Annotated in this window: 24 protein-coding genes; 6 read left to right on the top strand and 18 right to left on the bottom strand. The window is 67.8% G+C overall.

Going from position 1 to position 25,956, the window contains the following annotated elements; genetic code table 11:
- Nucleotides 1-254 precede the first annotated feature (254 nt).
- Complete coding sequence (gene aceA, locus RZA67_RS01305; protein ID WP_317210719.1) at nt 255-1,547, bottom strand: isocitrate lyase; 1,293 nt, start codon at nt 1,545-1,547, stop codon at nt 255-257.
- Between the two features lie 73 nt (nt 1,548-1,620).
- Entirely contained in the window at nt 1,621-3,261 is a 1,641-nt protein-coding gene (gene aceB, locus RZA67_RS01300) for a malate synthase A (protein WP_317210718.1), read from the bottom strand.
- A gap of 106 nt (nt 3,262-3,367) precedes the next feature.
- Here aceB and RZA67_RS01295 point away from each other — a divergent pair, with 106 nt between their 5' ends.
- A complete protein-coding gene (locus RZA67_RS01295) occupies nt 3,368-4,333 on the top strand; it encodes a LysR family transcriptional regulator (protein ID WP_317210717.1) in 966 nt (321 codons plus the stop codon).
- Nucleotides 4,334-4,345: 12 nt separating this feature from the next.
- Nucleotides 4,346-5,257, top strand: a complete 912-nt coding sequence (locus RZA67_RS01290) for a LysR substrate-binding domain-containing protein (RefSeq protein WP_317210716.1) — start codon at nt 4,346-4,348, stop codon at nt 5,255-5,257.
- 123 nt (nt 5,258-5,380) lie between these two features.
- Here the strand turns inward: RZA67_RS01290 and RZA67_RS01285 are convergent, their stop codons facing one another.
- From RZA67_RS01285 to arfB, 5 genes are all read right to left on the bottom strand, one after another.
- Nucleotides 5,381-6,619 (bottom strand): MFS transporter, encoded by a 1,239-nt coding sequence (locus RZA67_RS01285; protein ID WP_317210715.1) that lies wholly within the window; start codon nt 6,617-6,619, stop codon nt 5,381-5,383.
- 260 nt (nt 6,620-6,879) lie between these two features.
- On the bottom strand, nt 6,880-7,506 hold the full coding sequence (gene lepB, locus RZA67_RS01280; RefSeq protein WP_317210714.1) for a signal peptidase I: 627 nt from the start codon (nt 7,504-7,506) through the stop codon (nt 6,880-6,882).
- Between the two features lie 116 nt (nt 7,507-7,622).
- Complete coding sequence (gene dcp / locus RZA67_RS01275; protein ID WP_317210713.1) at nt 7,623-9,779, bottom strand: peptidyl-dipeptidase Dcp; 2,157 nt, start codon at nt 9,777-9,779, stop codon at nt 7,623-7,625.
- A 129-nt stretch (nt 9,780-9,908) separates the two neighbouring features.
- Nucleotides 9,909-10,469, bottom strand: a complete 561-nt coding sequence (locus RZA67_RS01270; RefSeq protein WP_317213769.1) for a lysophospholipid acyltransferase family protein — start codon at nt 10,467-10,469, stop codon at nt 9,909-9,911.
- A 46-nt stretch (nt 10,470-10,515) separates the two neighbouring features.
- Complete coding sequence (gene arfB, locus RZA67_RS01265) at nt 10,516-10,947, bottom strand: alternative ribosome rescue aminoacyl-tRNA hydrolase ArfB (RefSeq protein ID WP_317210712.1); 432 nt, start codon at nt 10,945-10,947, stop codon at nt 10,516-10,518.
- A 135-nt stretch (nt 10,948-11,082) separates the two neighbouring features.
- Between arfB and RZA67_RS01260 the strand changes: the two genes are divergently transcribed.
- A complete protein-coding gene (locus RZA67_RS01260; protein ID WP_317210711.1) occupies nt 11,083-11,610 on the top strand; it encodes a DUF2059 domain-containing protein in 528 nt (175 codons plus the stop codon).
- A gap of 158 nt (nt 11,611-11,768) precedes the next feature.
- Here RZA67_RS01260 and RZA67_RS01255 read toward each other — a convergent pair whose 3' ends face one another.
- The 7 genes from RZA67_RS01255 to oleC form a co-directional block, all read right to left on the bottom strand.
- The gene (locus RZA67_RS01255) at nt 11,769-12,506 is read right to left on the bottom strand and encodes a pseudouridine synthase (protein ID WP_317210710.1); all 738 of its coding nucleotides are present in this window, start codon (nt 12,504-12,506) and stop codon (nt 11,769-11,771) included.
- An 83-nt stretch (nt 12,507-12,589) separates the two neighbouring features.
- Nucleotides 12,590-13,177 carry a class I SAM-dependent methyltransferase gene (locus RZA67_RS01250; protein ID WP_317210709.1) on the bottom strand — a complete coding sequence of 196 codons (588 nt, stop codon included), beginning with the start codon at nt 13,175-13,177 and terminating at the stop codon, nt 12,590-12,592.
- Complete coding sequence (gene ubiB / locus RZA67_RS01245) at nt 13,174-14,829, bottom strand: ubiquinone biosynthesis regulatory protein kinase UbiB (protein WP_317210708.1); 1,656 nt, start codon at nt 14,827-14,829, stop codon at nt 13,174-13,176. Before ubiB ends, RZA67_RS01250 begins: the two co-directional genes overlap by 4 nt.
- Entirely contained in the window at nt 14,826-15,461 is a 636-nt protein-coding gene (locus RZA67_RS01240; protein WP_317210707.1) for an SCP2 sterol-binding domain-containing protein, read from the bottom strand. Before RZA67_RS01240 ends, ubiB begins: the two co-directional genes overlap by 4 nt.
- Before the next feature lie 92 nt (nt 15,462-15,553).
- Nucleotides 15,554-15,709, bottom strand: coding sequence for a DUF1328 domain-containing protein (locus RZA67_RS01235; RefSeq protein ID WP_317210706.1), 156 nt, complete (start codon nt 15,707-15,709; stop codon nt 15,554-15,556).
- 122 nt (nt 15,710-15,831) lie between these two features.
- Nucleotides 15,832-16,818, bottom strand: coding sequence for a 2-alkyl-3-oxoalkanoate reductase (gene oleD, locus RZA67_RS01230; protein WP_317210705.1), 987 nt, complete (start codon nt 16,816-16,818; stop codon nt 15,832-15,834).
- Nucleotides 16,815-18,473, bottom strand: a complete 1,659-nt coding sequence (gene oleC, locus RZA67_RS01225) for an olefin beta-lactone synthetase (RefSeq protein WP_317210703.1) — start codon at nt 18,471-18,473, stop codon at nt 16,815-16,817. Before oleC ends, oleD begins: the two co-directional genes overlap by 4 nt.
- Before the next feature lie 102 nt (nt 18,474-18,575).
- On the opposite strand from oleC, the gene RZA67_RS01220 reads away from it, so the two are divergent.
- Nucleotides 18,576-19,001 carry a YkgJ family cysteine cluster protein gene (locus RZA67_RS01220; RefSeq protein WP_317210702.1) on the top strand — a complete coding sequence of 142 codons (426 nt, stop codon included), beginning with the start codon at nt 18,576-18,578 and terminating at the stop codon, nt 18,999-19,001.
- A 200-nt stretch (nt 19,002-19,201) separates the two neighbouring features.
- Here the strand turns inward: RZA67_RS01220 and RZA67_RS01215 are convergent, their stop codons facing one another.
- The 4 genes from RZA67_RS01215 to RZA67_RS01200 form a co-directional block, all read right to left on the bottom strand.
- Nucleotides 19,202-20,101, bottom strand: a complete 900-nt coding sequence (locus RZA67_RS01215; protein WP_317210701.1) for an alpha/beta fold hydrolase — start codon at nt 20,099-20,101, stop codon at nt 19,202-19,204.
- Between the two features lie 61 nt (nt 20,102-20,162).
- Nucleotides 20,163-21,179 (bottom strand): 3-oxoacyl-ACP synthase III, encoded by a 1,017-nt coding sequence (locus tag RZA67_RS01210; protein ID WP_317210700.1) that lies wholly within the window; start codon nt 21,177-21,179, stop codon nt 20,163-20,165.
- 114 nt (nt 21,180-21,293) lie between these two features.
- Nucleotides 21,294-21,611 (bottom strand): DUF4156 domain-containing protein, encoded by a 318-nt coding sequence (locus RZA67_RS01205; RefSeq protein ID WP_317210699.1) that lies wholly within the window; start codon nt 21,609-21,611, stop codon nt 21,294-21,296.
- 111 nt (nt 21,612-21,722) lie between these two features.
- Entirely contained in the window at nt 21,723-24,566 is a 2,844-nt protein-coding gene (locus tag RZA67_RS01200) for a pitrilysin family protein (protein ID WP_317210698.1), read from the bottom strand.
- A gap of 372 nt (nt 24,567-24,938) precedes the next feature.
- Between RZA67_RS01200 and RZA67_RS01195 the strand changes: the two genes are divergently transcribed.
- On the top strand, nt 24,939-25,406 hold the full coding sequence (locus RZA67_RS01195; RefSeq protein ID WP_317210697.1) for a hypothetical protein: 468 nt from the start codon (nt 24,939-24,941) through the stop codon (nt 25,404-25,406).
- A gap of 29 nt (nt 25,407-25,435) precedes the next feature.
- Nucleotides 25,436-25,915 (top strand): tRNA (cytidine(34)-2'-O)-methyltransferase, encoded by a 480-nt coding sequence (locus tag RZA67_RS01190; RefSeq protein WP_317210696.1) that lies wholly within the window; start codon nt 25,436-25,438, stop codon nt 25,913-25,915.
- Nucleotides 25,916-25,956 lie beyond the last annotated feature (41 nt).

Raw genomic sequence — 25,956 nt, 5'->3', positions numbered from 1 at the left:
TTCGCAACGCCGGGCCGAGCCGGGCGGCGCCTGAACGCGCTTCCCGGCACCTGAAAAAATCATTCAAATACAATACCTTGCGGAATATCGTCCGCGCATGCCGGGGTGTGACACGAGCAACGCTGCCCGTACGCCCCGCGCGCGCGGTTTTCCCAAGCGCGCGGATTCACCTCCGCGCGTGGGGTGCCGGGCACTGTCCCGTACCCCACGCCTGCCTCGAACATGAACGCGTTATTGCACGTTGCCGTCCGCGATCAGGCAGCGCGGCCACCATGGAACTGCGCTTCTTCGGTGCTGCCGGTCAGCGCGGTGGTGGACGACCTGCCTTCCTGGATCGCCTGGGTCACTGCGTCGAAGTAGCCGGTGCCCACCTCGCGCTGGTGTTTGACCGCAGTGAAGCCACGCTCGGCTGCAGCAAACTCTGCTTCCTGCAGTTCCACGAAGGCGCTCATCTGGCGGCGTGCGTAACCATGGGCCAGGTTGAACATCGAGTAGTTCAGCGCATGGAAGCCGGCCAGCGTGATGAACTGGAACCTGTAACCGTAGCGGGCGATTTCCTGCTGGAACCGGGCGATGGTGGCGTCGTCCAGGTTCTGCTTCCAGTTGAAGCTGGGCGAGCAGTTGTAGGCCAGCAGTTTGCCGGGATACTGCGCATGGATCGCCTCGGCAAACCGGCGCGCGAACTCCAGGTCCGGCCTGCCGGTCTCGCACCACACCAGGTCGGCGTAGGGCGCGTAGGCCAGGCCGCGGCTGATCGCCTGGTCCAGACCATTGCGGGTTTTGTAGAAGCCTTCCACGGTGCGCTCGCCGGTGGTGAAGCGCTGGTCGTTGTCGTCGATGTCGCTGGTCAGCAGGTCGGCCGCTTCGGCATCGGTGCGCGCCACCAACAGGGTCGGCACGCCCAGCACGTCGGCAGCCAGCCGCGCGGCGTTGAGCTTCTCGATGGCTTCGCGGGTGGGCACCAGTACCTTGCCGCCCATGTGGCCGCATTTCTTCACCGAAGCCAGCTGGTCTTCAAAGTGCACGCCGGCCGCACCGGCTTCGATCATCGCCTTCATCAGCTCGAACGCGTTGAGCACGCCGCCAAAGCCGGCTTCCGCATCGGCGACGATGGGTTGCAGGAAATCGATGCTGTCGTTGCCTTCGGCGTGGTGCAGTTGATCCGCGCGCAGCAGGGTGTTGTTGATGCGCTTGACCACTGCCGGCACCGAATCGGCCGGATACAGCGACTGATCGGGGTACATCTGCCCGGCCAGGTTGGCATCGGCTGCGACCTGCCAGCCGGACAGGTAGATGGCGTTCAGTCCCGCCTTGACCTGCTGCATGGCCTGGTTGCCGGTGAGTGCACCCAGCGCGTTGACGAAGTCTTTTTCATGCAGGTACCGCCACAGTTTTTCCGCGCCCAACCGGGCCAGCGAATGCTCGACGTGGACGGTGCCGCGCAACCGCACGACGTCGGCGGCACTGTAGTTGCGCTTGATGCCGTGCCAGCGCGGATTGGTGTTCCAGTCGTGCTGGATCTGATCGGCGGTGGGCAAAGTGCTCATGACGTTCTCCAGGTGCGATGGGTGTAGTGGGTGGAGCCGGGCTCTGCCCGGCTGAGCGGGGCAGCGCCCCGCTCTACACGCCCAGCCGGGCGTAGGCGGGTAGGGTCAGAAAGTCATCCAGCTCCGGGCTGCGGCTGAGCTCACCGAGCAGGCTTATCGCCTCGGCGATGCGCCCCCCGCCAGGCAGGCGGCTGGCATCGCCCAACTGTGCGGGCAACCGGGCCAGTACGCTGTCGAGCAGGGCGGTCTCGATCGCGGTGCCATCGTCCAGCTGCTGCCCGGGCGTGTGCAGCCACTGCCACAGCTGGCTGCGGCTGATCTCGGCGGTGGCCGCGTCCTCCATCAGGTGATGGATCGGCACGCAGCCGTTGCCGTCGAGCCAGGCAGCGAGATAGCGCACGCAGACTTCGACATTGCCCTCGAACCCGGCGCGCGAGATCGTGCCGTGTGGCGCTGCGATCAACGCGTCACGGTCAGCACGCACGTCCTGGCGCAGCACGTGGTGCTGATGCGGTGTGGGCATGTGCTCGTCGAAGATCGCCATCGCCACCGGAATCAGCGCCGGGTGGGCAACCCAGGTGCCATCATGGCCGGCGCTGACCTCGCGCAGCTTGTCCGCGCGCACCCGCGCCATCGCATGCTCGTTGGCGGCGGCGTCGTCGTTGATGGGGATCTGGGCGGCCATGCCGCCCATGGCATGCGCGCCGCGACGGTGACAGGTGCGGATCAGCAGCTCCGAGTAGGCCTTCAGGAACGGCTGGGTCATGCCCACCTGGCCGCGCTCGGGCAGCACCTTGTCCGCGTGCCGACGGAAGGTTTTCAGGTAGGAGAAGATGTAATCCCACCGGCCACAGTTCAGGCCGACGATGCGCTCGCGCAGCGCATGCAGGATCTCGTCCATCTCGAACACCGCCGGCAGGGTCTCGATCAGCACGGTCACCTTGATCTGGCCCTGCGGCAGCCCGAGCATGGCTTCGATGTGCGACAGCGCGGTCTCCCACAGCTGGGCTTCTTCCATGCGCTGCAGCTTTGGCAGGTACAGGTAGGGGCCGCGGTCTCTGGCCTGCAGGGCGCGCGCGTTGTGGAAGGCGAACACAGCCGCATCGAACAGGCCGCCGGCCAGCGGCTGGCCATCCACCTGCACGTGTTTCTCATCCAGGTGCCATCCGCGCGGGCGCACGATCAGCACGGCCTGTTCGTCCTGCGGCCGCAGCATGTAGTGCCGGGCCGGCCTGTTGCCAGCCGCAGGGGCGGTGAACTGAAGGTCGCCGCGCACTGCAGCAGCCAGCGTCTGCTGTCCCGCCAGCAGGTTGCGCCAGGTCGGTGCGGTGGAATCCTCGAAGTCGGCCATGAACACTCTGGCGCCGGAGTTCAGCGCGTTGATCACCATCTTCGGATCGGTCGGGCCGGTGATCTCCACGCGCCGGTCCAGCAGCGCCGACGGGATGGACGCAACCTGCCAGTCGCTTTCACGAATGGCCACCGTGTCCGTGCGGAAATCGGGCAGGCCGCCGCCGTCGAAGAACGCCTGCCGGACGCGGCGGGCGGCCAGCTGGGCCTGGCGGCCGGGCTCCACCGCGCGATGCAGTGAAACCAGCAGCGCGAGCAGCGGGGGCGGCAGCACGGCGGACTGGCCGGCGACCTGCGCCAGCAGGTGGATGCCGGGCGTGGCCTTGGCCGGTGACGACGGGGCGGCGACAGCAACGACGGACATGATGGACTCCTGCGTTGGGGACACCGCCACCGTCGCGCGCCGCGCCGTATTTGACAAAGCAGTTATTGCAATTGCTTGGATAAGGTGTGCTTATACTTGTGACATCATGCCCCCACCGCGCGCTCCAAGTCCGCGTTTTTCCTACAAGTCTGACCGGCTCAAGCCACTGCGCGCGTTCTGCCAGACCGTGCGCATGGGGTCGGTCTCACGGGCGGCTGAGGCACTGTTCGTCAGCCAGCCGGCGGTCAGCCAGCAGCTGCAGGCGCTGGAGCGCGACCTGGGCGTGGTGCTGTTCGAGCGCAGCGGACGTCGTCTGGTGCCCAGCCGTGAGGGCCAGCTGCTGTACGACCTGGCCCAGCCGCTGGTGGAAAATCTCGACGGCCTGGAAGCCAGCTTCCGCGACAAGCTGGCCGGGCTGGATGCCGGCGAGCTCAACATCGCGGCCAACAGCTCCACCATCCTCTATCTGCTGCCACGCATCGTCGAACGTTACCGGCAGGTGCACCCGGACGTTCGCCTCACCCTGCACAACGCGATCAGCGCCGATGGCACCGATCTGCTGCGCAGCGATGCTGCCGACCTGGCGGTGGGCTCGATGACCGACGTGCCGGCCGACCTCAGTTACGCACCGGCTTACCGCTTCGAACAGATGCTGATCGTGCCGCACGGGCACCCGCTGGCGCGTGGCGAGCTGGCGCTGTCGGCGGTGTCCGGCTACCCGCTGGTGCTGCCACCGCGACGCCAGATCACCTACCGGCTGGTGGACCAGGTGTTCCAGCGCCATCGCCTGCCCTACACGGTGGCGCTGGAGGTGGGCGGCTGGGAGGTCATCAAGCAGTACGTGGCGATGGGCATGGGCATTTCCATCGTGCCGGCGCTGTGCCTGAACGAAAGTGACCGCGAACGCCTGGTAGCGCGCTCGATGCGCCCGTGGTTTCCCGAGCGCAGCTACGGGGTCATCATGCGCCGCGGCAAGGTGCTCTCGGCGCAGGCGCGAGCGTTCATCGAACTGATCCAGCCCGAATTGCTGAGCCCGCGCGAGTACGACCAGAGCGGGCATTCAGAGCGCTAGGTACACTGGGCCATGTCGATTGAACTGCGCCACCTGCGCTACTTCCTGGCCGTCGCCGATACCCTGCACTTCGGCCAGGCAGCCGAGCGTCTGGGTATGTCCCAGCCACCGCTCAGCCAGCAGATCCGACAGCTGGAACAGTTGATCGGCGCGCAGCTGTTCGTGCGCAGCCATCGGCGCGTGCAGCTCACCGAGGCGGGCACGCTGCTTCAGCAACAGGCGCGCTCGCTGCTGCTGCAGGTGGATGCCACGGTGGAGCAGGTACAGCGTGTGCAGCGCGGTGAACGCGGCGAGCTGCATATCGGCCTGACCCGCGCCACGCCGTTGTCGGCGCAGATTCCGCGCGCCATCTTTGACTACCGCCAGCGCTACCCGCAGGTGCGCCTGCAGCTGCGCGAGATGAACACCCTGCAGCAGATCGACGCGCTGTTGGAAGGCGAGCTGGACGTGGGCATCATCCGCCGGCGTACGTTGCCGCCCGAGCTGGTGGCACGCAGCCTGTTCACCGACCCGTTGGCGGTGGTGCTGCATCGCCAGCACCCTGCCCTGCGCGGCCGCGATCCCGCAAGCACGGTGCTGGCGCTGGAGCAGCTTGCGCATGAGCCGTTCGTGGCCTTCCACCGCAGTGCCGGTGCCGGCATCCATGATCACACGATCGCGCTGTGCGCGGCAGCAGGCTTCACGCCGCGCATCGTGCAGGAGGCCGGAGAAGCCTCCACGCTGATCAGCCTGGCTGCTGCCGGCCTCGGCGCGGCGATCCTGCCGGCATCCTGTGACCACATCCATGTGGAAGGTGCGTGCTTTGTCGCGCTGGCCGACAGCGGCGCGCATTCGGAAGTCCAGCTGGTCTGGCGCCGGGAGAGCGTGACCCCGCTGATCCGCAACTTCACCGCGCTGCTGCTGGCGCGCTTGCCGGCCGGCTGACGACGGTGCCGGGGTGGCCGACGTCCCGGTAGGTGACGACCGTTGGTCGTCACGCGGTTGCTCTAAACGGGCGGCCTCGAAACCAGCACGGCTGCGCCGCTGCAGCGTGACGACCAACGGTCGTCACCTACCGCAGCCAGCGACAGCGAGGGCGTGGCTCTCCGGGCGGCGCCACAGCCGCCAGGCGATGCCGGCGCCGGTCAGGGTCAGCAGGCCGGTAAAGGCGCAGACGCCTTGCCAGTCCAACGCGGTGTAGGCCAGCCCACCGATCGCGCCGAGCACGCTGGAACCGAAGTAATAGGCAAACAGGTACAGCGCAGAAGCCTCCGCCCGCATCGCCCCGGCTCGACTGCCGACCCAGCTGCTGGCCACCGAATGGCCACCGAAGAATCCGAAGGTCACCAGCGCGATGCCCAGCGCCATGCTCCACAGCCAGGGCAGCGCCAGCATCACGATGCCCAGCGCGATCAGCGCGTAGCAGATCGACAACACCCGGCCGCGCCCATGGCGGGTAGCCTGCTGGCCCATCCAGGCCGAGCTGAAGGTGCCCACCAGGTAGACGCTGAAGATCAGACCGACCACCGTCTGGCTGAGCCCGTAGGGCGGAGCCAGCAGGTGGTAGCCGAGGTAGTTGTAGAGCGTGACGAAGACGCCCATCAGCACGAACGCGGTGACGAACAACCATGGCAGGCCGGGGTCGGCGAACAGCGCGCGCCAACGCGTTGGCAGTTGTCGCAGGCCCCCGCGGCGGCTCCGGAAGTGCCGCGAGGGCGGCAGCTGCATCCACAGCAGGACGGTACTTGCCAGCGCGATGATCGACACCGCCCCGATGCCCCAGCGCCAGCCCCAGTGGTCGGCGACGATGCCGGCGATCAGCCGCCCGCTCATGCCGCCCACCGCGTTGCCGCCGATGTACAGTCCCATGGCCAGCCCCAACGCACGGCTGTCCATCTCCTCCACCAGATAGGTCATGGCCACCGCCGGCACACCGCTCAGCGCGATGCCCAGCAGCGCGCGCAGCAGCAGCAGGGTGCTCCAGTCGTGCACCAGTGCGCTGGCCGCCGAGAGTACGGTGGAGGCCAGCAGCGCGGTAATCATCACGTTGCGGCGGCCGATGCGGTCGGAGATCAGGCCCGCCACCAGCATCATCACCGCCAGCAGTCCGGTGCTCAATGACAGCGCGAGCGCGCTGCCTGCCGCCGAGACACCGAAGTGGCGACTGAAGCCAGGCAGCAGCGGCTGCACTGTGTACAGCAGGCCGAAGGTGGAGAAACCGGCCAGGAACAAGGCCAGTGCGGTGCGATGGAAGGCCGGGGTGCCTTGCTGGATGCGGGTGTCGGGTGCGGCGGTATCGCCATTCATTGCAGTCAATCCGGCGAAGGGGTCGGCGCCGGCAAAAGGGGAACGGCGCTCAGCATGGACCCGGTCACCCATTCGATCCATAACCTGAAGTAACCCGATTGATATGTTTTACGACCGGGTCAGTTGCATGTGCAGGGCTCGGTAGGTGACGACCGTTGGTCGTCACGCTCGTGATGTTGCTTTGGGGTTCCACCGCCGCGCTGCGCGCTCGTCGGGCAGGGCCCGGCGCTACGACGCGAGGGGTCTGCCTCGGCCTGTCGTCAAAGGCGTCGCCACTCCAGTCCTTCGCCCCGGCGGTAATAGACCGCCACGGCGCGGCCGTACACCAGGTCGGCATCGACCCAGCCGAAGTATCGGCCGTCATAGCTGTCGCCACGATGGTCCCCCATCACCAGCAGCTTGCCGGCCGGCACCTGCACGTCGGCGACATCGGGACCACCGCCACGGTCGAGTTCGAGGGTGGCGGTCCGGTTGCCGAACTGCTCCTGCAGCGGGCTTTCCGCAGACGAAAGCGCCTGGCCGTTGATGCTCAGATGGCCGTTCCGGACCTGCACGTGATCACCGGCCACCGCCACCACACGCTTGATCAGCCGCGTGCCGTCGGCCGGCGAATCAAACACCGCCACCTCACCGCGCTGTGGCACGCCGGCGTCCAGCAGGCGCACCTGGGTGAACGGCAGGCGCAGCCCGTAGGCGCGCATGTCCACCACCACCCGGTCGCCGGGTTCCAGGGTGGGCTGCATCGAGCCGCTGGGCACCTGGTAGTGGTTGGCCAGCGTGTCGCGCGCGGTGGCGAGCAGACCGAGCATGATCAGCAGCGGCAGCGCTTCCTTCTTCAGCCACTGCAGGGCGCGCTGCGAAAACGGGGGTGGGGCGACCGCATCCATGACAAAGCTCCGATGATGAGAGCGGTATGACCGGCCGTGCAGCCCGATGGTTCCCGGGCAGCGCCCGGCGCGCCAAACGAAAAACGGCGGGGTTTCCCCCGCCGTCCGGCTGTTGCTTACTTCAGGCCGCGGAACTCGAGCAGCGGCTCGACCGAGGGATCCTTGCCGCGGAAGTCGCGGTACAGCTGCGACAGCTCCACGCTGTTGCCACGCGACAGCACCTTGTCGCGGAATGCCTGGCCGTTGGCCGCAGTGAGGCCACCGTGTTCGGTGAACCACTGGAACGCGTCGTGGTCCAGCACCTCGGCCCAGAAGTAGGCGTAGTAGCCGGCCGAGTAGCCGCCGCCCCAGATGTGGTCGAAGTAGGTCGTGCGGTAGCGCGGCGGCACCTGCGGCAGGTCCACCTTGTACTTCTTCAACGCAGCGGCTTCAAAGGCATCCACGTCCTGCAGCGGGGCATCGGCCTTCTGCGTGTGCCAGGCCAGGTCGAGCAGCGCGGCCGACAGGTACTCGGTGGTGGCATAGCCCTGGTTGAAGCTGCGCGCCTTGAGGATCCTGTCCACCAGTTCCTGCGGCATCGGCTCGCCGGTCCGGTAGTTCTTCGCGTAGTTGGCGAACACCTTCGGGTCCAGCGCCCAGTGCTCGTTGAACTGCGAGGGGAACTCGACGAAATCGCGCGAGGTGGCCGTACCGGCAATGGACGGGTACTTCACGTTGGAGAACATGCCATGCAGAGCGTGGCCGAACTCATGGAACAGCGTGGTGACGTCGTCGAAGCTCAGCAGCGCCGGCTGGCCTGCGGCCGGCTTGGTGAAGTTGCAGACGTTGTAGACCACCGGCTTGGCACCGGTCAGCCCATCCTGCTCGACGAACACGTCCATCCACGCGCCACCGGACTTGCTGTCACGCTTGAAGTAGTCGGTGTAGAACAGCGCCAGCGAGGTGCCGTCCTTGTCGAACACTTCGTAGACCTTCATGTCCGGGTGGTAGGTCGGAATGTCGGTGCGCTGCTTGAAGGTGATGCCATACAGCTGGGTGGCGGCGTAGAAGACGCCGTTCTGCAGCACGTTGTCCAGCTCGAAGTACGGCTTGATCTGCGACTCGTCCAGATCGTAGCGGGCCTTGCGCACCTGCTCGGCGTAGAAATCCCAGTCCGAGGCGGCCAGCTTGAAGCCGCCGTTCTGCGCGTCGATGACCTGCTGGATGTCAGCCGCCTCGCTGCGTGCCTTGGCGGTGGCCGCCGGCACGGTGTCGGTCAGCAGCTTCAGCGCGGCGGCCGGCGTCTTGGCCATCTGGTCGCCCAGGTTGTAGGCGGCGTAGCTGTCAAATCCCAGCAGCCTGGCCTTCTGCGCACGCAGCTGGGCCAGGCGCTGCACGGTCTGCCGGGTATCGTTGGCATCGCCGCGCTCGGCACGGGTTTCCGAGGCCTTGAGCACGGCGGCGCGCTGCTCGCGGTCGCTCAATGCGCCCAGCACCGGCTGCTGGGTGGTGTTCTGCAGCGGCAGCAGGAACTTGCCGTCGAGCTTGCGCGCGGCTGCATCGGCGGCGGCGGTATTGATTGCATCCTCGCCCAGCCCGGCCAGCCGGGCCTTGTCATCCACCACCACCGCGCCGGCGGCGGTGGCTGCCACCAGGCGCGTATGGAACTGCGTGGAGAGCGTGGTCTCTTCGACGTTGAGCGTGCGCAGCGTGGCCTTGTCGGCATCGTTGAGCTGAGCGCCCGCACGCACCAGACCGTCGTAGTAGTGCTCGACCAGGCGCTTCTGCACCGGGTCCAGGCCCAGGCTGTCGCGCTGGTCGTACAGCGACTTCACCCGCGCGAACAGCTTCGGGTCGAGATTGATCTCGTCCTGGTGGGCGGCCAGCTTCGGCGCCACCTCTTCCTGGATGGCCTGACGCGCTTCGTTGGTATCGGCCTGCACCAGGCCGAAGAAGATGCGCGAGACGCGGGTCAAGGTCTCACCGCTGCGCTCCAGCGCCACGATGGTGTTGTCGAAGGTCGCCGGCTCGCTGCTGTCGGCGATCTGGCGGACTTCAGCCAGGTGCTGGCGCATGCCTTCATTGAAGGCCGGCAGGTAATCGCTGTCCTGGATGCGGTCGAACGGCGGTGCCTGGTAAGGCAGCGTGCTCGCGCTCAGCAGCGGGTTGGTGGAGGCATCAGCCGGCTGCTGGGCCGGCGCATTCTGGGCTTCGGACACGGGGGTGGACTCCTTGCCGGAACAGGCTGCCAGCGCCAGGCTGATGGCGGCGGCCAGGACAACGGTACGCGACATGTGAAAGGGCTCCTTGAGGGCAGCCCGGATGGACCGCCAGCCCTCCACCCTACTCCTGTGGCGGCGCCCTCGCCTATGCCGGATGTGGCGCCTGATCTGCCCGGCCCGGGTGGCTGTGCGCCACCGGGATCAGACGGTACCGCGGGTCTTGCCGATCCACGGCCGGTAGAACTCGCGGATCGCTGCCATGTCGGCCAGGTCATCGCCGCTGGGGTGGAACACCGGGCCAATGCCGATGGTTTTTTCGGGGTAATGGAAATAGGCGGTCAGCACCGGGACCTCGGCCATCCGCGCGATCTTAAGGAAGCCTGCCTTCCACTGTTTGACCGCCTTGCGGGTGCCTTCCGGGGTGATGGCATACCACATGCGCTCGGAGTTGCGGATCAGGCTCACCGCCTGTTCCACCGTGCCCTGCGGCGAGCTGCGGTCCAGCGGAATCACCCCCAGACGGCGCAGCAGCGGGCCCAGCGGCCACCAGAACAAGGACGCCTTGCCCAGCACCTTCACCTGCATGCCCAGCGCGATCTTGGCCGCCATGCCCCAGAAACCATCCCAGTTGGAGGAATGCGGGGCGATGATGAACACCAGCTTCGGCAGGTCCGGCAGGGTGCCGACCACCTTCCAGCCTCCCAGGCGCAGGACCAGCCGTGCCAGCCAGCGCAGGAAGGCGTTGGGCTTGACCTGCGGCATGCTCGGCGGCACTTCGGGCAACAGCGACGTGGAATCGTTCAAACGGTTACTCCCAATTGCGGGTGGAACGGCCGCGCTTGACCTGCGCGCGTCCCTTCTTGGCGTCCAGGCGACGCAGGGTCGACCCGTAGGTCGGCTTGGTGGCCTTGCGTGCCTTGGGCACGCTCAGACCGGCACGGATGAACTCGGCCAGCCGCTCGCGCGCATCCTCGCGATTGCGGTCCTGGGTACGGAAGCGCTGTGCGTCGATGACCAGCACGCCTTCGCTGGTCACCCGCCGGTCGCGGCGTGCCAGCAGGCGCGCGCGCAATGGCTCGGGTAACGAAGGCGAGCCAGCCACGTCGAAACGCAGCTCCACCGCCGTCGAAACCTTGTTGACGTTCTGCCCACCGGCTCCGCTCGCGCGCACGAACCGCTCGACGATTTCCCCATCGGGAATCGCCAACTGTGCGGAAACGGTGACCGGTCCAGTACCCATGCGCGCATTGTAACGGCAGCCGCACCGATTGGCTGTCGTCAACACGTGGACTACACCGGCGATCAGGCGCGCAACGGGTCGCCTTCGCTGACGCAGCGGTTATGCTGGGCGCTCCATGTACCGCAGGAAGCCCGCATGACGTTCCCGACTTTCACCGTTTCCCCCCTGCTGCGCCGTGGCGCGCTGCTGCTGGCCCTGCTGGTCGGCCCCGGAGTCGCCCTGGCGGCCGCACCGACCGATGGCGACATCAATCGCCTGCTGTCGGCGTCGCGCGCGCAGAGCATGATCGACACCATGCTGCCGCAGATCCTGCAGATGCAGCAGCAGCAGATCCAGCAGTTTGCCGCCCAGCGCCAGTTGACCGCCGCGCAGCAGGACCAGCTGCGCCGCATCCAGGAGCGCGGCGCCAGCGCCGTACGCCAGGCGGTGTCCTGGCAGACCCTGCGCCCGATGTACGTCGACCTGTACAAGAAGACCTTCACCAAGGAGGAAGTAGTGGCCATGGCGGAGTTCTATGAGAGCTCGGCCGGCCAGGGCCTGCTGGACAAGACGCCGGGCCTGATGCAGGAGGTGATGGTGGCGATGCAGGCGCGGATGCAGCCGCTGATGGCCGACCTGGCCAGCGACATCGACAGGATCGTCAACGAAGCCCCGGCCGACTGACCCGCGTACCGTGGTAGCGCCGGGCTCTGCCCGGCGAGCGCGGAGCGCGGCCTTTTTCGCGATCTGTGCGAAGAGCAGCCGACCGTGGGGTCGGCTCTACGCATGCAACGTCCCTGCAGCTCGGGGAGCCGGCGGCTCTGCCCGAGCGCGACGCGCGGTCAGGGCACCGTCCAGCCGAACAGGTCGAGGGCTTTCTGGAACTCCCGGTCCACCGGTGCATGTGTGTCGATCTGGCCCCCTTCCGGATGCGGAAAACGCAGGCGCTCGGCATGCAGCAGCATGCGGTGCACGCCCTGCATGCGGAAGATGCGGTTGTGGCGCCCATCGCCGTGGCTGGTATCACCGATCATGTGATGCGACAGATGCTTGAGGTGGCGACGGATCTGCCGGAAACGGCCGGTCTGCGGCTGGCAGCGCAGCAGCGCGTAACGCGAGTGACTGAACTCGCCGACCGGTACCGCCAGCTCTCCGGTGGCCAGGCGCTGGAAATCGGTGATGGCCTGCTTCTTCACCGGCTTGCCGGGGCCGCCATCGAGATCGTGGTCCACCTGCCACGTCTCCTCGGCAGGCCAGCCGCGGCAGACGGTCAGGTAGTCCTTGGTCACCCCGCCACCCATCAGCGTTTTGCCCAGCGCACTGGCAGCCTCACGGTCGAAGGCCAGCAGCAGACAACCGCTGGTCGCGCGGTCGAGACGGTGGACCAGGAAAATCGGCCGGCCGAGCTGTTCGCGCAGGCGGTCGGCGAGGAAATCATCCTCCCCGCGGGCCAGCTTGCTGTCGTGGACCATCAGCCCGGCAGGCTTGTTGACCACCGCCAGGCGGTCGTCCTGGTGCAGCAGCTGCAGGGGTTCGATGGCGGTTTCGCGCGCGGCGAGGAGGTCAGGTTCGGTACTCACCGGGCGATTATCGGCGATGGACAGCCGATGCGCACACGACGGAGCGCGCCGTGCTGCCCCGGCCCGGGCCTGCGGCGGCGCGCTCAGTGCAGGCGCAGACCCAGGAGTTCGCCGTTGCCCACCGGCAGCAGGCTGCTGCTGAAGGCGGGATCGGCGGCCAGCAGCGCGCGCAGCGGTTCGATCTGCGCAGCGTGCGAAGTGGCGTTGTCCACCACCAGCAGGCCGCCGGGACGCAGCACACGGCGCAGGTGCGGCCACCAGTGGACGTACTGTTCACGATCAGAATCGAGGAACAGCAGGTCCACGCTGTCCGCCGGCGCCTGTGTCAGCCACACGCCGGCGTCGGCATGCAGCAGGCTGATGGTCGCCTGCAGGCCGCTGCGGGCAAATGTGCTGCGCGCCATCTCCACCTTGTCCGCCGCCCATTCCAGCGTGGTCACGTGACCGCCGGTAGCGACCGCCGCCTCGGCCAGCCACAAGGTGGAATAGCCGTTGGAGGTGCCGATTTCCAGCACATCGCGTGCCTTGCCATGGCGCAGCAGCAGGGCCAGCAGTTCGCCGGTGTCGGCGGTGATGTTGAGCATGCGCTGGCCGCGCTCGCTGTGGCGCGCGTCGTTGTCGGCACCGAACTGCGCCAGCTCGGCCTTCAGCGCCTGCAGGGCGGCGTTCATCGCCACCACGCACGCAGCAGGGCCACTGCACCGACGGCGCCGGCCAGCAGGCTCAGCACCGGCGCATCGCCGAGGTACCAACCCGGCGCTTCCAGCACATACATCAGCGCAGCGATGGCCAACAGACCCACGCCGGTGATGGCGCCGACCGCGCGCCTCTGCAGGCGCTGCAGGCTGGCATCAAGGGCGGCCAGATCACGCGAGCGCATCGACAGTTCGTGGCGGCCCTCCACCTGCTGGGTCAGCCAGTCGTGCACCAGGCGCGGCATGTCCGGCGCCTGGGTGATGATCTCCGGCAGGCGCTTGCGCACTTCGCGCAGCACGCGGCGCGGGCTGTAACGCTCGCGCAGGATGCGCGACAGCACCGGCCTGGCCACCGCCCAGATATCGATCTGCGGGTCGAGCTGGCGGCCGACCCCTTCGATGTTGAGCAGGGTTTTCTGCAGCAGGATCAGCTGCGGCTGCAGCACCAGCTGATAGCGCTGGGCCACGCGGAACAGCTTCATCAGCACTTCGGCCAGCGAAATCTGCGACAGCGGGCGGGTGAAGTATGGCTCGCAGACCGAGCGCACCGCCGCTTCCAGGTCGTCGATGCGCACATGGTCGGGCATCCAGCGGGCCTGCACATGCAGCTCGGCGATGCGCCGGTAGTCGCGGTTGAAGATGGCCATGAAGTTCTCGGCCAGGTAGTACTGATCCTGCTGCGAGAGCTGGCCCATGATGCCGAAATCCAGCGCGATGAAGCGCGGGTTGGCACGCCGCTCCGGGTCGGCGTCCACCCAGATGTTGCCGGCATGGGCATCGGCATGGAAGAAGTTGTCGCGGAACACCTGCGTGTAGAACACGCGCACGCCCTTGGCAGCCAGCGCCTTGCGGTCGATGCCGGCACGGTCCAGTGCCACGATGTCGTCCGAGGGAATGCCCCAGACCCGCTCCAGGGTGAGCGCGCGCTCGGCCGTGTGGCTCCAGATCACCTCCGGCACATAGAGGTCCTCCGAATCCTGCCAGAACCGCCGCAGCACGCTGGCGTTGGCGCCTTCGCGCTGCAGGTCCAGTTCGGCCTGCAGCGTGTTCTCGATCTCGGCGACGATCTCGCGCGGGCGGATCTTGTCCGCACGCGGGTGAGTGCGCTCGACCAGGGTGGCCAGCGAGTTGAGCAGGGCGATGTCGGCAACGATCTGCTTCTCGATGTCCGGGCGCAGCACCTTGACCACCACCTGGCGACCGTCGGCCAGCGTCGCCGCATGCACCTGGGCGATCGAGGCGGAGGCGAGCGGCTCGGTGTCGAAGCTGGCAAAGGCCTCGCTGACCGGCAGGCCGAGCGCCTGCTCGACGATGGCACGCGCGGCGTCGCCGTCGAACGGTTTGACCCGGTCCTGCAGCAGCGTCAGCTCCACCGCCACATCCGGCGGCACCAGATCGCGGCGGGTGGAGAGGATCTGCCCGAACTTGACGAAGATCGGTCCGAGATCCTGCAGTGCCAGCCGCAGGCGGGCACCGCGCGACTGCGCGGCGATGGCCGCCGATGCGCGCGGCACGAAGGGCTTGGCCAGCCGCAGCCAGCGCTCGGCGGAGGTGCCCTGCAGCAGATCATCCAGGCGGTAACGCAGGATCACCCGGCCGATGCGACTGGCACGCAGCAGGGCCTTCATGCCACACCCCGCAGTCGCTGCACGCGCACGGCCAGCCGCTCCACATCGTCCCGCAGGACATCGACATCATCGTAAAAGGCATCCAGCTCGCCGCGCGGCACCACATCGCGCGACTCCTCGGTGACGAACTCGGCGGCACTATGCGCCAGGTCGCTGGCACCCTGACGCGCGCGCAGCAGCGCACTGCGCAGGGTGTTGGCCACCTGTACCCCCATCACCTCACCAAACACCCGCACGAACGGCAGCTGCCAGTCGGGGTCGAAGCCCTTGGCCAGCTGCTGCAGACGACGGGCCAGCTCGGCATCACCGGCAACACGCACGCGGCCGGCCGGCGAGGCGGACGCCGCGCGCGCCCTGGAAAGCAATGGCAACTGGGCCAGCACGCCGGCCAGGCTGCTGCGCACGGCCAGATCGGCTTCCTGCTGATCCACCGGGCCCACTCGCAGCTGATCACCGTCCACGCTGATGCGCATGGCCAGTGCAGGGGCTTCGAGGGTGAGATCGATGTGCCGGCCGTCGAGGGCGGCGAGCGCGTGGCCGGTATCAGGGTCCAGCGCAAGGGCGCGATTCAGCGCGGCTTGCAGTGCGCGGCCGGCGAGCGGCTTGAGGGACGAGAGCAGGGAAAGTGCCATCCCGGCATTCTAGCGTGCCGGACGCGTGCATCGCGGTGCGATGCATATTCGGGGCGTGGGGGCGCCACGGGGGCGCCCCGACACGCGGGAGGTCATACTCGCTTGCGGAACATCGAGATCACCGCCAGCACCAGGAACACCACGAAGAGGATCCAGGCAACGTTGCTGGCCGCACCGGCGATGCCGGAGAAGCCGAGGACGGCTGCGATGATGGCGATGACGAAGAAAATGACGGCGTAATGCAGCATGAGCGATCCTCGCGGTTGGTCGTGCCGGGGTTGGCAGGGGTCCATACTCCCGCGCGGCCGGTGTGCGATGGGTGACGGGAATCTCTGCGGCGGATGAAGGACTCAGCCTGGTGAGCGCGGTGTCACGAAGCCTCGCGCAGGCGACGCAGCCCCTCTTCGATGCTCACCTGCGGCACGTAGCCGAAGTCGCGGCGGGCCGGCTCCATGCTGTACCAGTGCGCCGTGCACAGCTGCTCAGCCAGGAAGCGGGTCAGTGGCGGTTCGCCGGGCAGCCGCAGCAGCGGCCACAGCCGCTCGCTCACCGCACCGATACGGTAGGCGGTCCTGAAGCTCAGCGTCTTCTCCACCGGGGGTGCTCCCACGGCCGCGAGCAGCTTGTTGAGCAGCTCGCGCATCGGCAGCGGCTCGCCGTTGGAGATGAAGTAGGCCTTGCCGGCGCAGGCGGCGCCCGGCGCCAGCGCGTCCAGTGCCAGGAAGTGCGCCAGCGCGGCATTGTCGATATAGGTCGTGTCGACCTTGTTGCTGCCATCGCCCACCAGCCGCAGCCGCCCGCTGCGCGCACGCTCGGCCAGACGCGGCACCAGCTGCTGGTCCCCCGGCCCCCAGATCAGGCGCGGCCGCAGCGCCACGGTGGCCAGCGCGGGGTCGTTCGCCGCCAGCACCCGCTGCTCGGCAATGGCCTTGGTCGCTGCATAGGGGGCCTGAAAGTCCTCGCCATAGGGCACCTCGTCGGCACCCAGGCCCTCCACCGGGTGGGTGGCACGGTGGGTCACGCTCGGCGTTGAGGTGTAGACCAGCCTGCCGACCCCGTGGGCACGGCAGGCGGCGATCACGTTGTCGGTACCGACAACGTTGGCCTGGTAGTAACTGTCATGGCTGCCCCAGGCCCCAGCCTTGGCGGCGTTGTGCAGCACCGCGTCCACGCCGCCCACCGCGTGCAGCACCGCCTGCGGGTCGGCCAGGTCGCCGCGGATCTGCCCGACGCCCAACGCCTGCAGTGCCGGGTAATGGCTGCGGTTGAAGCTCAGTACCTGGTGGCCGCGCTCGACCAGACCGCGGCACAGGGCCTGGCCGAGAAAGCCACCGCCGCCAGTGACAAGGATCTTCATGCCTGCTTCTCCAGTTCGGTCGTGGCCCATGCAGCCAGTTTCTCGCGGCCGATCTTCGCATTGTGGCGGATGTCGACCGGGAAGCCGGGATGCACCAGGTAGTGCGCGATGCGGGCATCGGGCAGCTCGGCTGCCGCCCTGGCCAGCAGCGCGGTGCGCAGCGCCGGGCTGTCGGACTGTTCACGCTGCAGCTCGACACAGAGCACCGGCAGCTGGGCGCCGGCCGGGCCCACGCCGACCAGTGCGGTGCGTGCCACCCCGGCCACGGTGTTGAACACCGGCTCGACCTGCTCGGTGTACAAGGCACCCTGCGCGGTCTCCACACGCTGGGTCTTGCGGCCGCAGAACCACAGCCGTCCCTGCGCATCGAAATAGCCCACATCGCCCATCCGGTGCACCACGCGGGTGCTGCCATCGGCCAGCGTCTCGCTGATCTTGGCGGCCGCCGTTGCCTGCGGCCGGTTGAAGTAGCTGTCGGTGGTGGTCGGCCCGGCCACGGTGATCTCGCCGACCTCGCCCACCGCCAGCTCGCGCACCTGCGACCACTGCGGCAGCGGCGCGTCGTCGATGGCGATGATGCGCACGAGGTTCGGCGCCACCACCTGTCCGACGCAGGTACCAGCGCCGCTCTCGGTGGCCGCGCGGGTGCGCTCCAGCTCGCGGCCCTCGACCACCGCCACCGGCAGGCATTCGGTGGCACCGTACGGCGTCCAGAACTGCGCCTGCTCCGGGAGCAGGCGACGCAGCCGGGCCACCACGTCAGGCGGCACCGGCGCGCCAGCCGACGTCACCCGGGTCACCCCCGGCAGCGGTCGGCCGTGGTCGGCCAGCACGCGGATGAGCGCGGGCGAACCGAACAGCTGGGTCACGCCGAAGCGGGAAATCGCATCATGCAGCCGCGCGGGATCGGCCTTGGCCGGTCGCGTGGGGTCCATATCCGGAATCACCGAGGTCAGACCCAGCGCCGGATCGAACAGGGCAAACGGCGGGAAAGTCGGCAGGTCCACACCGCCGGGCTGCATGCCGAAGGCGCTGCCCAGCAGCTCGATCTGTCCCACGAAGTGCCGATGGCGGTAGACCACGCCCTTGGGCACGCCGGTGGAGCCGCTGGTGAACAGGATGGCTGCCATGTCATCACCGTCGGTGTCGGCCAGCATCGCCCCCCCGTTGGCGCCCTGGCGCTCCAGCGCGTCCAGCGTGGTCCCGCCCCAGCCCAGCCGTCGCCCCACCGTGACCAGCCTGCGCGCCGACGGCGCCCAGCGCAGGGCGATCCTTGCCACATGGGCCAGCGGGATGCCGATGAAGGCGTCGGGCTGGGCCTCGTCCAGACACTGCCGCAGCGCGCGCTTGTCGATGCCGGGGTCGACCAGCACCGGCACCGCGCCGAGCTTGAACAGCGCGAACATCAGCAGGAAGAAGGCCGGCGAGGGCCGCACCATCACCACCGTGCGCACCCCGCGGCCGATGCCGTAGGCGGCCAGGCCCGCCGCCATGGCGTCGCTGCGGGCATCCAGCTGGCGATAGTCCAGCGTCACGTCGTAGGCGGCCATACCGTTGCCGGGGCCCCGTCGGCCGGGGCAGCGGATGGCGATCTGGTCAGGGCGCTGGCGGGCCAGTTCGGGCAGCCGCGCGGCGATATTGCAGGGTCGGTTCATCCGTTCATTGTCGCCGCTTCGGAAAAATCTTGCGCGGCGCCCGGCTTCGTGGAGAATCCGCAGCTTCGTTCCCATTCTCCTGCCGCCCGAGGCGGCGCGACCATGCAACATCCCTGCATGACATGCGGCGCCTGCTGCACCCAGTACCGCGTGGCCTTCCACTGGATGGAGTCGGACGAGGTCACCCCCGGCGGCGTGCCGCACGCGCTGACCGAAGTGCTCGACCCGCACCGGCTGTGCATGCGCGGCACGATGTCCAAGCCGGTCCGCTGCGTTGCGCTGGATGCGGAGATCGGCGTGTACTCACGTTGCAGCATCCACCCCAACCGGCCCAGCGTGTGCCGTGAAGTGGATGCCTCATGGGAGTACGGCAAGGCCAGCCCGCAGTGTGACAAGGCCCGCATCGTGCATGGCATGCCGCCGCTGACGCTGGCCGACTGGCGGTGGCGCGACGACGCCGACAACGACGACGACCATCCCGATGACAACGGCAACAGTCCTTCACCGCAGGCACCGGTCGCAGCCTGACCCCGGTAGAGCCGCCCCGGCGGTCGGCTCACGCGCGAGGCGCGGATGGCACAAGCAGTGACGACCAACGGTCGTCACCTACCGGTGACATCGCGGTGCCTGTAGCGCCGGGCTCTGCCCGGCGAGCGCGTAGCGCGGCCTCTTTCTGCGATCTGTACGAAGCGCAGCCGACCATGGGATCGGCCACGGATGCGACGCAGTCAACTACCCTGCAGCGGGTTGGCGTCCAGGAACGCGCGGATCTCCGGCACCAGCACCTCGTGCTTGTCTTCCAGCACGTAGTGGCCGGCATCCTCGAACGCATGCACCTGCGCCTGCGGCAGGGCCGCCTGGAAGCCGGCCAGGAAGTGATGGTCGAAGACGAAATCACGCAGACCCCAGCCGATGAAGGCGGGACGGTCGGCAAAGCGCGGCAGTGCCTGCCCGGCCTGCTCCAGCAATGACCAGGCCGCATCGGTCGGCCCAAGCGGAATGTCCTGCATGAAGCGGATGGTGCTGATGCGGTTGGCCCAGGTGTCATACGGCGCGACATACGCCCGGCGCACATCGGACGGCATCCGGCGCTCCACGCCCAGCCACGAGGCGCCGGCGGAGAAGGCATTGAAGCGGCGGATGATCCATTCGCCGATCTTCCAGTGCCGCCCCAACGCGATCTGCCAAGGCATCTTCTTCGCTGCCGGCATCGGGAAGGCCGCCGTGTTGAGCACGACCAGCCGCTGTACCTGCGCATGGTGCGCCAGCGCCCAGCCGAAGCCGATCATGCCGCCCCAGTCGTGCACGGCCAGCGTGACCGGGCCGGTGATGCCAAGGTGCGCCAGCAGCGCATCCAGATCGTCCACGCGCGACTGCAGGGTGTAACGGTAGCGACTGTCATCGGGCTTGTCGGACAGGCCCATGCCGATGTGATCCGGCACGATGCAGCGGTAACGGTCCGAGAGCCCGGCCACCAGCGTGCGCCAGTAATAGCTCCAGGACGGGTTGCCATGCACCATCACCACGACCTCGCCATCGCGCGGACCTTCGTCCAGATAGCTCATCGACAGGCCGGGACGCACCTGGAAACGCTGCGGGTGGGAGGGATAACCGGGGAGATCGCGCATGCGGGGCACCTGTGAAAAGGGCCGGTTCAACCGGCCCTTTGTTACGGACATTGCGGTCTGATTACCAGACCACTTCGGCCATCGAGCAGTTCAGGCCCGAGCCGATGCCGAGCAGCGCGATGCGGTCACCCTTCTTCAGCTTGCCCAGCTGCTTGAGCTTGCTCAGCACGATCGGCACCGAGGCCGGGCCGATGTTGCCGTGCTCGCCGAAGATGGTCATCACCTTCTTCGGGTCGATGCCGAAGTTGCGGATGAAGGCCGCAGTATGCGGCTGGCTGACCTGGTGGATCACGAACTGGTCCAGCTCTTCCACGGCCCAGCCAAGCGCTTCCCGGGCGGCGGTGAAGGTCTTCTGGGCCAGCTTGATGCCCTCGATGAGCAGCGTGCGGGTGTCGGTGACCATGCGGTCGAGGTTGCCCAGGCACAGCTGGTTCCACTCGGTGGCCGACCGGGTCACGCCGCCCTTGTAGCGGGGGGCGTCGGGCACCAGCTCCGCGCGCGCCATCACCATCGCTGCAGCGCCGGAACCGGTGGTCAGCGCGGCCAGCTCGTTGCGGAAGTCGTCGGCAGTGACATCCGGGGCGGTCATGCGCTCCAGCGTCTTCTCATACACCAGGTTTGCGGTTTCACCGTCCACGACCAGCGCATAGTCGATGTCACCCCGCTCCAGCATGCGCGCGGCGATGTCCATGCCATTGATGAAGGCCAGGCAGGCATTGGCGACGTCGAAGGTCATGCACTCTTCGCTGACGCCGAGGTTGCCCGAGACGATGCTGGCGGTCGACGGCTCCAGGTAGTCACGGCTGACCGAGGTATTGATCAGCAGACCCACCTGGCCGGCCGCGATGCCTGCGTCTTCCAGCGCCTTGCGGGCGGCCATGGTGGCGGCGTCGGAGGCCAGCACACCCGGGTCCCACAAGCGGCGCGCGTGGATGCCGGCGATGTCACCCAGCACGTCGGTGCGGATGCCAAGGCGGTCCAGGGTCGGCTGCAGGCGTTCGTTGATTTCCTTCGTCGTCAGCGTGTGCGGCGCATCGACGTGCGCCAGGCCGGCGATCGAGACATTCTTGAAGAGCATCGAAATAGCGCCAAGGCTCAGGCGAAAGGGGGTGCCATTCTATAGCCCTCGGCCTTTAACCGCATCTTTACGAAATTCGACGCAGGCGTATGGACATGCCCACCGGGTCCCGGCTCAGCGCGGCGGGCACTGGAACGCGGCAAAACGCTGGCTGCCGTCGGCCGGCGGTGCCGCCGCCTGGATGGCGTTGGCGCCGGCGCTGGGCGCCTCGTTACGCGCCAGGGTTTCCAGCTCGTCCTGCACGCGCAGCGGGTTGCGGTTGTAGAAGCCTACCTTGCTCTTGACCGACACCACCACCTCACCCTTGCTCTGGCAGCCCGGCGGCAGCGGGCCGGCCGGCAGCACGCGCACGCCCTTGCCGCTCGTTTCAATCGGCACCCAGGTGCAGGCAGTGGCGGAAAGCAGCAGTGCAGACAACAGCAGAACGCGCATGGCACAGATCCTGGAGAGGTATGGGGTGATTCTGCCTGAACAAGCTGAATCGGGGGTAGCCGGACAGAGGGAGCGGCGCGGCTCACCGCCCCGCTCCCCCGCCCTGCGGCTTTACTTGACCGGCTTGCCGTCGACGTCGATGACCTTGACCTCGCCCAGATCCAGCGCACGCACGGCCGCTTCGGTCTGCTTGAGGTCACCGACCACCACCCAGGTCAGCGCACCGGGCTTGAGGCCGCTGGCCGCGTCCTGCACCTGCTGCGGGGTCAGCGCTTCGATCTCGGCCTTGCGCGTGAACACGTAGTCGTCCGGGCGCTGGTACTGCACCAGGCTGCCGATGGTGCCCAGCACCGCAGCGGCCGTCTCATAGGCTCCCGGCAGGCTGAGGGTCTGGATGTTGCGGATGCGCTGCACCTCGGCGGCGGTCGCCGGCTTGCTGCCGTCGACGAAGGCCACGATCTCCTTGCGCATCTCGGCCACGGCCGGGCCGGTCTTGTCGATCTGCACCGGCGCCATCGCCAGCCACGGGCGCTGGCCCACGCTGTTGATCGCCGTGCTGCGCGCACCGTACGACCAGTGCTTGTCCTCGCGCAGGTTCATGTTCAGGCGCGAGGTGAAGTCACCGCCCAGCACGCCATTGGCGATATCCATGCGCAGCGCGCCCGGGTCCATCGTCGAGGGCAGCAGCTGCCCGGCAAACACGTTGGCCTGGATCGCACCGGGCTGGTCGACCAGGAAGACGCGCGGTGCGCTGGGCAGGGCCACTGCGGTGGCCGGCTTGACCTGCGGCGCGGGACCTTCGCTCTTCCAGTTGCCGAACTGGCGGTTGAGCAGCGGCACGATCTCCTTCAGCGTGGTGTCGCCCACCACGATCAGCGTGCCCTGCTCGGGGCGCAGCCAGTCGTTGTGGAAATCCACCAGCGCCTGGCGGTCGAGGCTGGCGATGGCGTCCTCATCACCGCTGCCGGTGAAGGGAATCGCGTAGGGATGACCCTGCCCGTACAGCAGCGGCGGCAACAGGCGCATCGCTACGTCCGACGGATCGGCCTTCTCCTGCTTGATGCCAGCGATCCAGCTGGCCTTGACCCGCTCCACTTCGCTGACGTCGAAGCGCGGCTGGCGCAGCATGGTGGCGTACAGGGCCAGCGACGGCGCCAGGTTTTCCTTCAGCGCCGAGAGATAGACGGTGCTGGCATCCAGGCTGGCCGACGCATCCATCTGCGCGCCCAGTGCCTCGGCCGCATCGGCAAAGGCCAGGGCGCCCAGGTCACCGGCACCTTCGGTCATCAGGCCCATGGTGAAGTTGGCGGTACCCGGCTTGCGGTCCTGGTCGGCGCTGAAGCCGCCCGGGAACTGGTAGCTGAACTGCACAACGGGAATTTCGTGGCGCTCGGCCAGGATCACCCGGGTACCGTTGCGCAGGGTGGCGCGCTGCAGCTGCGGGAACTTCAGCTCCGGGAACTGCCGGGTCTGCGGCACACCGGCGCTGCGGTCGACCTGCTCGGGCAGGGTGCTGAACGTGGGATCCACCGGCGGCAGCTGCAACGGCGCCGGTGCCACCGACGGTTCCTCCTCCAGCACCATGCGCTCGCCCGGCTCGATCACCAGGGTGTGGCTGCCCACACCGAGCCACTTGCTGCCTACCGCGCGCACGTCGGCCACGCTGGTGCCTTCGATGGTGGCCAGCGACTGGCGGAAGCAGCCCGGATCGCCGGTGAACACGGCGCATTCGGCCAGCGCGTCGGCCTTGCCGCCGAAACCGCCGATGCGCTCGATGCCGCGGATGAAACCGGCGCGGAACGCGGTCTTGGCACGGGCCAGTTCCTCGGCGCTCGGGCCGTCCTTGATCAGACGGTCGATCTCCTCATCGATGATCGCTTCCACGCGCGCCGGGTCGACGCCCTGCTTCACCGTGGCCATCACCACGAAGTTGGAGCCCAGCTGCGAGGTCATCGCACCGGCACTGATGTTGTCCACCAGCTTTTCCTGGTGCAGCAGACGCTGGTCCAGACGAGAAGCCTTGGCGCCACCGAGGACCTGGCCCAGCAGCTGCAGCTGGTCGATGTCGGTGGTGCCGACCTGGGCGACGTTCCAAGCGCGGTAGACGCGTGCCTGCGGCACCTTGTCGGTCATCACTTCACGCGTGTCCGCCGGACGCGGTGCCACGTCCACCTTGGGCTGGGCCATGGTCGGGCCGGCCGGGATGCTGCCGAAGTACCGCGCCACCTTGTCCTTGGCGGTAGCCACGTCGATGTCGCCGGCCAGCACCAGTACCGCGTTGTTCGGGCCATACCAGGTGCGGAACCAGTTCTTGACGTCGTCCAGCGAGGCGGCGTTGAGGTCGTTCATCGAGCCGATCACGCTGTGGTGATACGGGTGGCCGGCCGGGTACAGCGCGCGGTTGAGTTCGCTCCACGCCTGACCATAGGGCTGGTTCTCGCGCTGGCGCTTCTCGTTCTGGACCACGCCGCGCTGCTCGTCCAGCGCCGCCTGGTCGATCGCACCGAGCAGGTGGCCCATGCGGTCGGACTCCATCCACAGCGCCATGTCCAGCGCAGTGGTCGGCACGTTCTCGAAATAGTTGGTGCGGTCGGTGTTGGTGGTGCCGTTCTGACCGGTGGCACCGACCTGCTTGAACGGCTCGAAGTACTCGCCGTCGTGATTCTCGCTGCTCTGGAACATCAGGTGTTCAAACAGGTGGGCAAAGCCGGTGCGACCGGCCGGCTCGTCCTTGCTGCCCACGTGGTACCAGACATTGACCGCCACGATGGGCGCCTTGCGGTCGGTATGGACCACCACGCGCAGGCCATTGGGCAGGGTGAAGGTCTCAAACGGAATGTCGACCGAGGCGGTCGCGGCCGGCCTGGCCAGCAGCGGCAGCGGCGCCAGTCCGCCAAGGGCGGCGGCCAGGGAAACAGCAAGCAGGGCAGCGCGGGCGCGCGGGCGGGGGGTCATTCCTTGTTCCTTGGTCGACGGAAGTGAAGCGCGATCCTAGCGCGCAGCCGCGCGCCTGCACATCGTCCAGCGGTCATGGCGCCCAAGGCGTCTTCAGGGAGTACTGCGCGCCGCGCAATGACGTCCGTCCGGCCACCGGCGCGGACAGGTGTCCGCACGCCGGACACAAGACCCCGCCGCAAATGCATGAATTAAAAGGGATTGCACTTGGCACAGGGCTTGCTCCATCCCAGCTGTGGTATCCAGCGAATCGAATGAACATGACTGCTCGCTGAACAAAAGCGTTGATTCGACGATTTCTGTTGCATGACCAGATTTGGTGTACTACCTTACTACCACACCACCGCCCACACACACTAAACAGGCCCCGCCATGAACACCAAGACCATCGCCATCGCCATCGCTCTGATCGTCGGTACCGCGGTTGTTTCGTCGGTGCAGGCATCTTCGCTCCCCACCCTGGACACCGTGCAGGTCCGCCCCGACGCCGAGCAGCTGGCCCAGCAGGCCTGGGAAGCGGCCAGCAGCATCCCCACGCTGGCGGCGGTGCAGGTTCGCCCGGATGCGACCCTGCTGGCCGGTGTGGCCGCACCGGAGGCCACTGCGGTGGCCGCGCCGATCACCACGCTCGCTGCGGTCGAGGTACGTCCCAGCCTGGAGCAGCGCATCGCGCTGGTTGCCGAACTGGAGGCCGAGCGCTATGCCGCCCAGCTGGCCAACACCGCACTGGGGATGGCCGGCAACGTGGTGGTCAACCTGCCGGTGCTGCACGTGCGGCCCTCCACGGCACAGGTGCAGGCCCTGGCCCGCGAAGCCGCCGTGGTGCTGGCCAAGCCGTAAGCCCGCTGCCGCACAGGTAAACTGGTCCGATGAGCCAGGCCCCCACGTTTCATGTCGTACTGTTCCAGCCGGAGATTCCGCCCAATACGGGCAATGTGATCCGGCTCTGTGCCAACACCGGCGCGCAGCTGCACCTGGTCGAGCCCCTTGGGTTCGCGCTGGAGGACAAGCAGCTCAAGCGCGCCGGTCTGGATTACCACGAATACTCGAAAATGCAGGTCCACCCGGACCTGGACACCGCGCTGCAGCGCATCGCCCCCAGGCGCTTGTTCGCGTTGAGCACGCGCGCCAGCGTGCGGCATGACAGCGTGGCCTTCGCTGACGGTGACGCGTTCCTGTTCGGCCCGGAAAGCCGCGGCCTGCCGCAGGAGGTGCTGGACGCGCTGCCCGAAGGCCAGCGCCTGCGCCTGCCGATGCGGCCAGGCAACCGCAGCCTGAACCTTTCCAACACCGTCGCTGTTCTGATGTACGAAGCCTGGCGCCAGCACGACTTCATCGGCGGCGCCTGACCGAAAGCTGCTTCGGTAGGTGACGACCGTTGGTCGTCACG

This window comes from Stenotrophomonas sp. C3(2023), assembly GCF_032911385.1.
Classification (GTDB): domain Bacteria; phylum Pseudomonadota; class Gammaproteobacteria; order Xanthomonadales; family Xanthomonadaceae; genus Stenotrophomonas.
This window is presented reverse-complemented; position numbering and strand designations above follow the sequence as displayed.

What these genes read in the sequence shown, in the direction of transcription:
- aceA (WP_317210719.1), bottom strand. Translation starts at nt 1,547, where the DNA reads ATGAGCACTTTGCCCACCGCCGATCAGATCCAGCACGACTGGAACACC.
- aceB (WP_317210718.1), bottom strand. Translation starts at nt 3,261, where the DNA reads ATGTCCGTCGTTGCTGTCGCCGCCCCGTCGTCACCGGCCAAGGCCACG.
- RZA67_RS01295 (WP_317210717.1), top strand. Translation starts at nt 3,368, where the DNA reads ATGCCCCCACCGCGCGCTCCAAGTCCGCGTTTTTCCTACAAGTCTGAC.
- RZA67_RS01290 (WP_317210716.1), top strand. Translation starts at nt 4,346, where the DNA reads ATGTCGATTGAACTGCGCCACCTGCGCTACTTCCTGGCCGTCGCCGAT.
- RZA67_RS01285 (WP_317210715.1), bottom strand. Translation starts at nt 6,619, where the DNA reads ATGAATGGCGATACCGCCGCACCCGACACCCGCATCCAGCAAGGCACC.
- lepB (WP_317210714.1), bottom strand. Translation starts at nt 7,506, where the DNA reads ATGGATGCGGTCGCCCCACCCCCGTTTTCGCAGCGCGCCCTGCAGTGG.
- dcp (WP_317210713.1), bottom strand. Translation starts at nt 9,779, where the DNA reads ATGTCGCGTACCGTTGTCCTGGCCGCCGCCATCAGCCTGGCGCTGGCA.
- RZA67_RS01270 (WP_317213769.1), bottom strand. Translation starts at nt 10,469, where the DNA reads ATGCCGCAGGTCAAGCCCAACGCCTTCCTGCGCTGGCTGGCACGGCTG.
- arfB (WP_317210712.1), bottom strand. Translation starts at nt 10,947, where the DNA reads ATGGGTACTGGACCGGTCACCGTTTCCGCACAGTTGGCGATTCCCGAT.
- RZA67_RS01260 (WP_317210711.1), top strand. Translation starts at nt 11,083, where the DNA reads ATGACGTTCCCGACTTTCACCGTTTCCCCCCTGCTGCGCCGTGGCGCG.
- RZA67_RS01250 (WP_317210709.1), bottom strand. Translation starts at nt 13,177, where the DNA reads ATGAACGCCGCCCTGCAGGCGCTGAAGGCCGAGCTGGCGCAGTTCGGT.
- ubiB (WP_317210708.1), bottom strand. Translation starts at nt 14,829, where the DNA reads ATGAAGGCCCTGCTGCGTGCCAGTCGCATCGGCCGGGTGATCCTGCGT.
- RZA67_RS01240 (WP_317210707.1), bottom strand. Translation starts at nt 15,461, where the DNA reads ATGGCACTTTCCCTGCTCTCGTCCCTCAAGCCGCTCGCCGGCCGCGCA.
- RZA67_RS01235 (WP_317210706.1), bottom strand. Translation starts at nt 15,709, where the DNA reads ATGCTGCATTACGCCGTCATTTTCTTCGTCATCGCCATCATCGCAGCC.
- oleD (WP_317210705.1), bottom strand. Translation starts at nt 16,818, where the DNA reads ATGAAGATCCTTGTCACTGGCGGCGGTGGCTTTCTCGGCCAGGCCCTG.
- oleC (WP_317210703.1), bottom strand. Translation starts at nt 18,473, where the DNA reads ATGAACCGACCCTGCAATATCGCCGCGCGGCTGCCCGAACTGGCCCGC.
- RZA67_RS01220 (WP_317210702.1), top strand. Translation starts at nt 18,576, where the DNA reads ATGCAACATCCCTGCATGACATGCGGCGCCTGCTGCACCCAGTACCGC.
- RZA67_RS01215 (WP_317210701.1), bottom strand. Translation starts at nt 20,101, where the DNA reads ATGCGCGATCTCCCCGGTTATCCCTCCCACCCGCAGCGTTTCCAGGTG.
- RZA67_RS01210 (WP_317210700.1), bottom strand. Translation starts at nt 21,179, where the DNA reads ATGCTCTTCAAGAATGTCTCGATCGCCGGCCTGGCGCACGTCGATGCG.
- RZA67_RS01205 (WP_317210699.1), bottom strand. Translation starts at nt 21,611, where the DNA reads ATGCGCGTTCTGCTGTTGTCTGCACTGCTGCTTTCCGCCACTGCCTGC.
- RZA67_RS01200 (WP_317210698.1), bottom strand. Translation starts at nt 24,566, where the DNA reads ATGACCCCCCGCCCGCGCGCCCGCGCTGCCCTGCTTGCTGTTTCCCTG.
- RZA67_RS01195 (WP_317210697.1), top strand. Translation starts at nt 24,939, where the DNA reads ATGAACACCAAGACCATCGCCATCGCCATCGCTCTGATCGTCGGTACC.
- RZA67_RS01190 (WP_317210696.1), top strand. Translation starts at nt 25,436, where the DNA reads ATGAGCCAGGCCCCCACGTTTCATGTCGTACTGTTCCAGCCGGAGATT.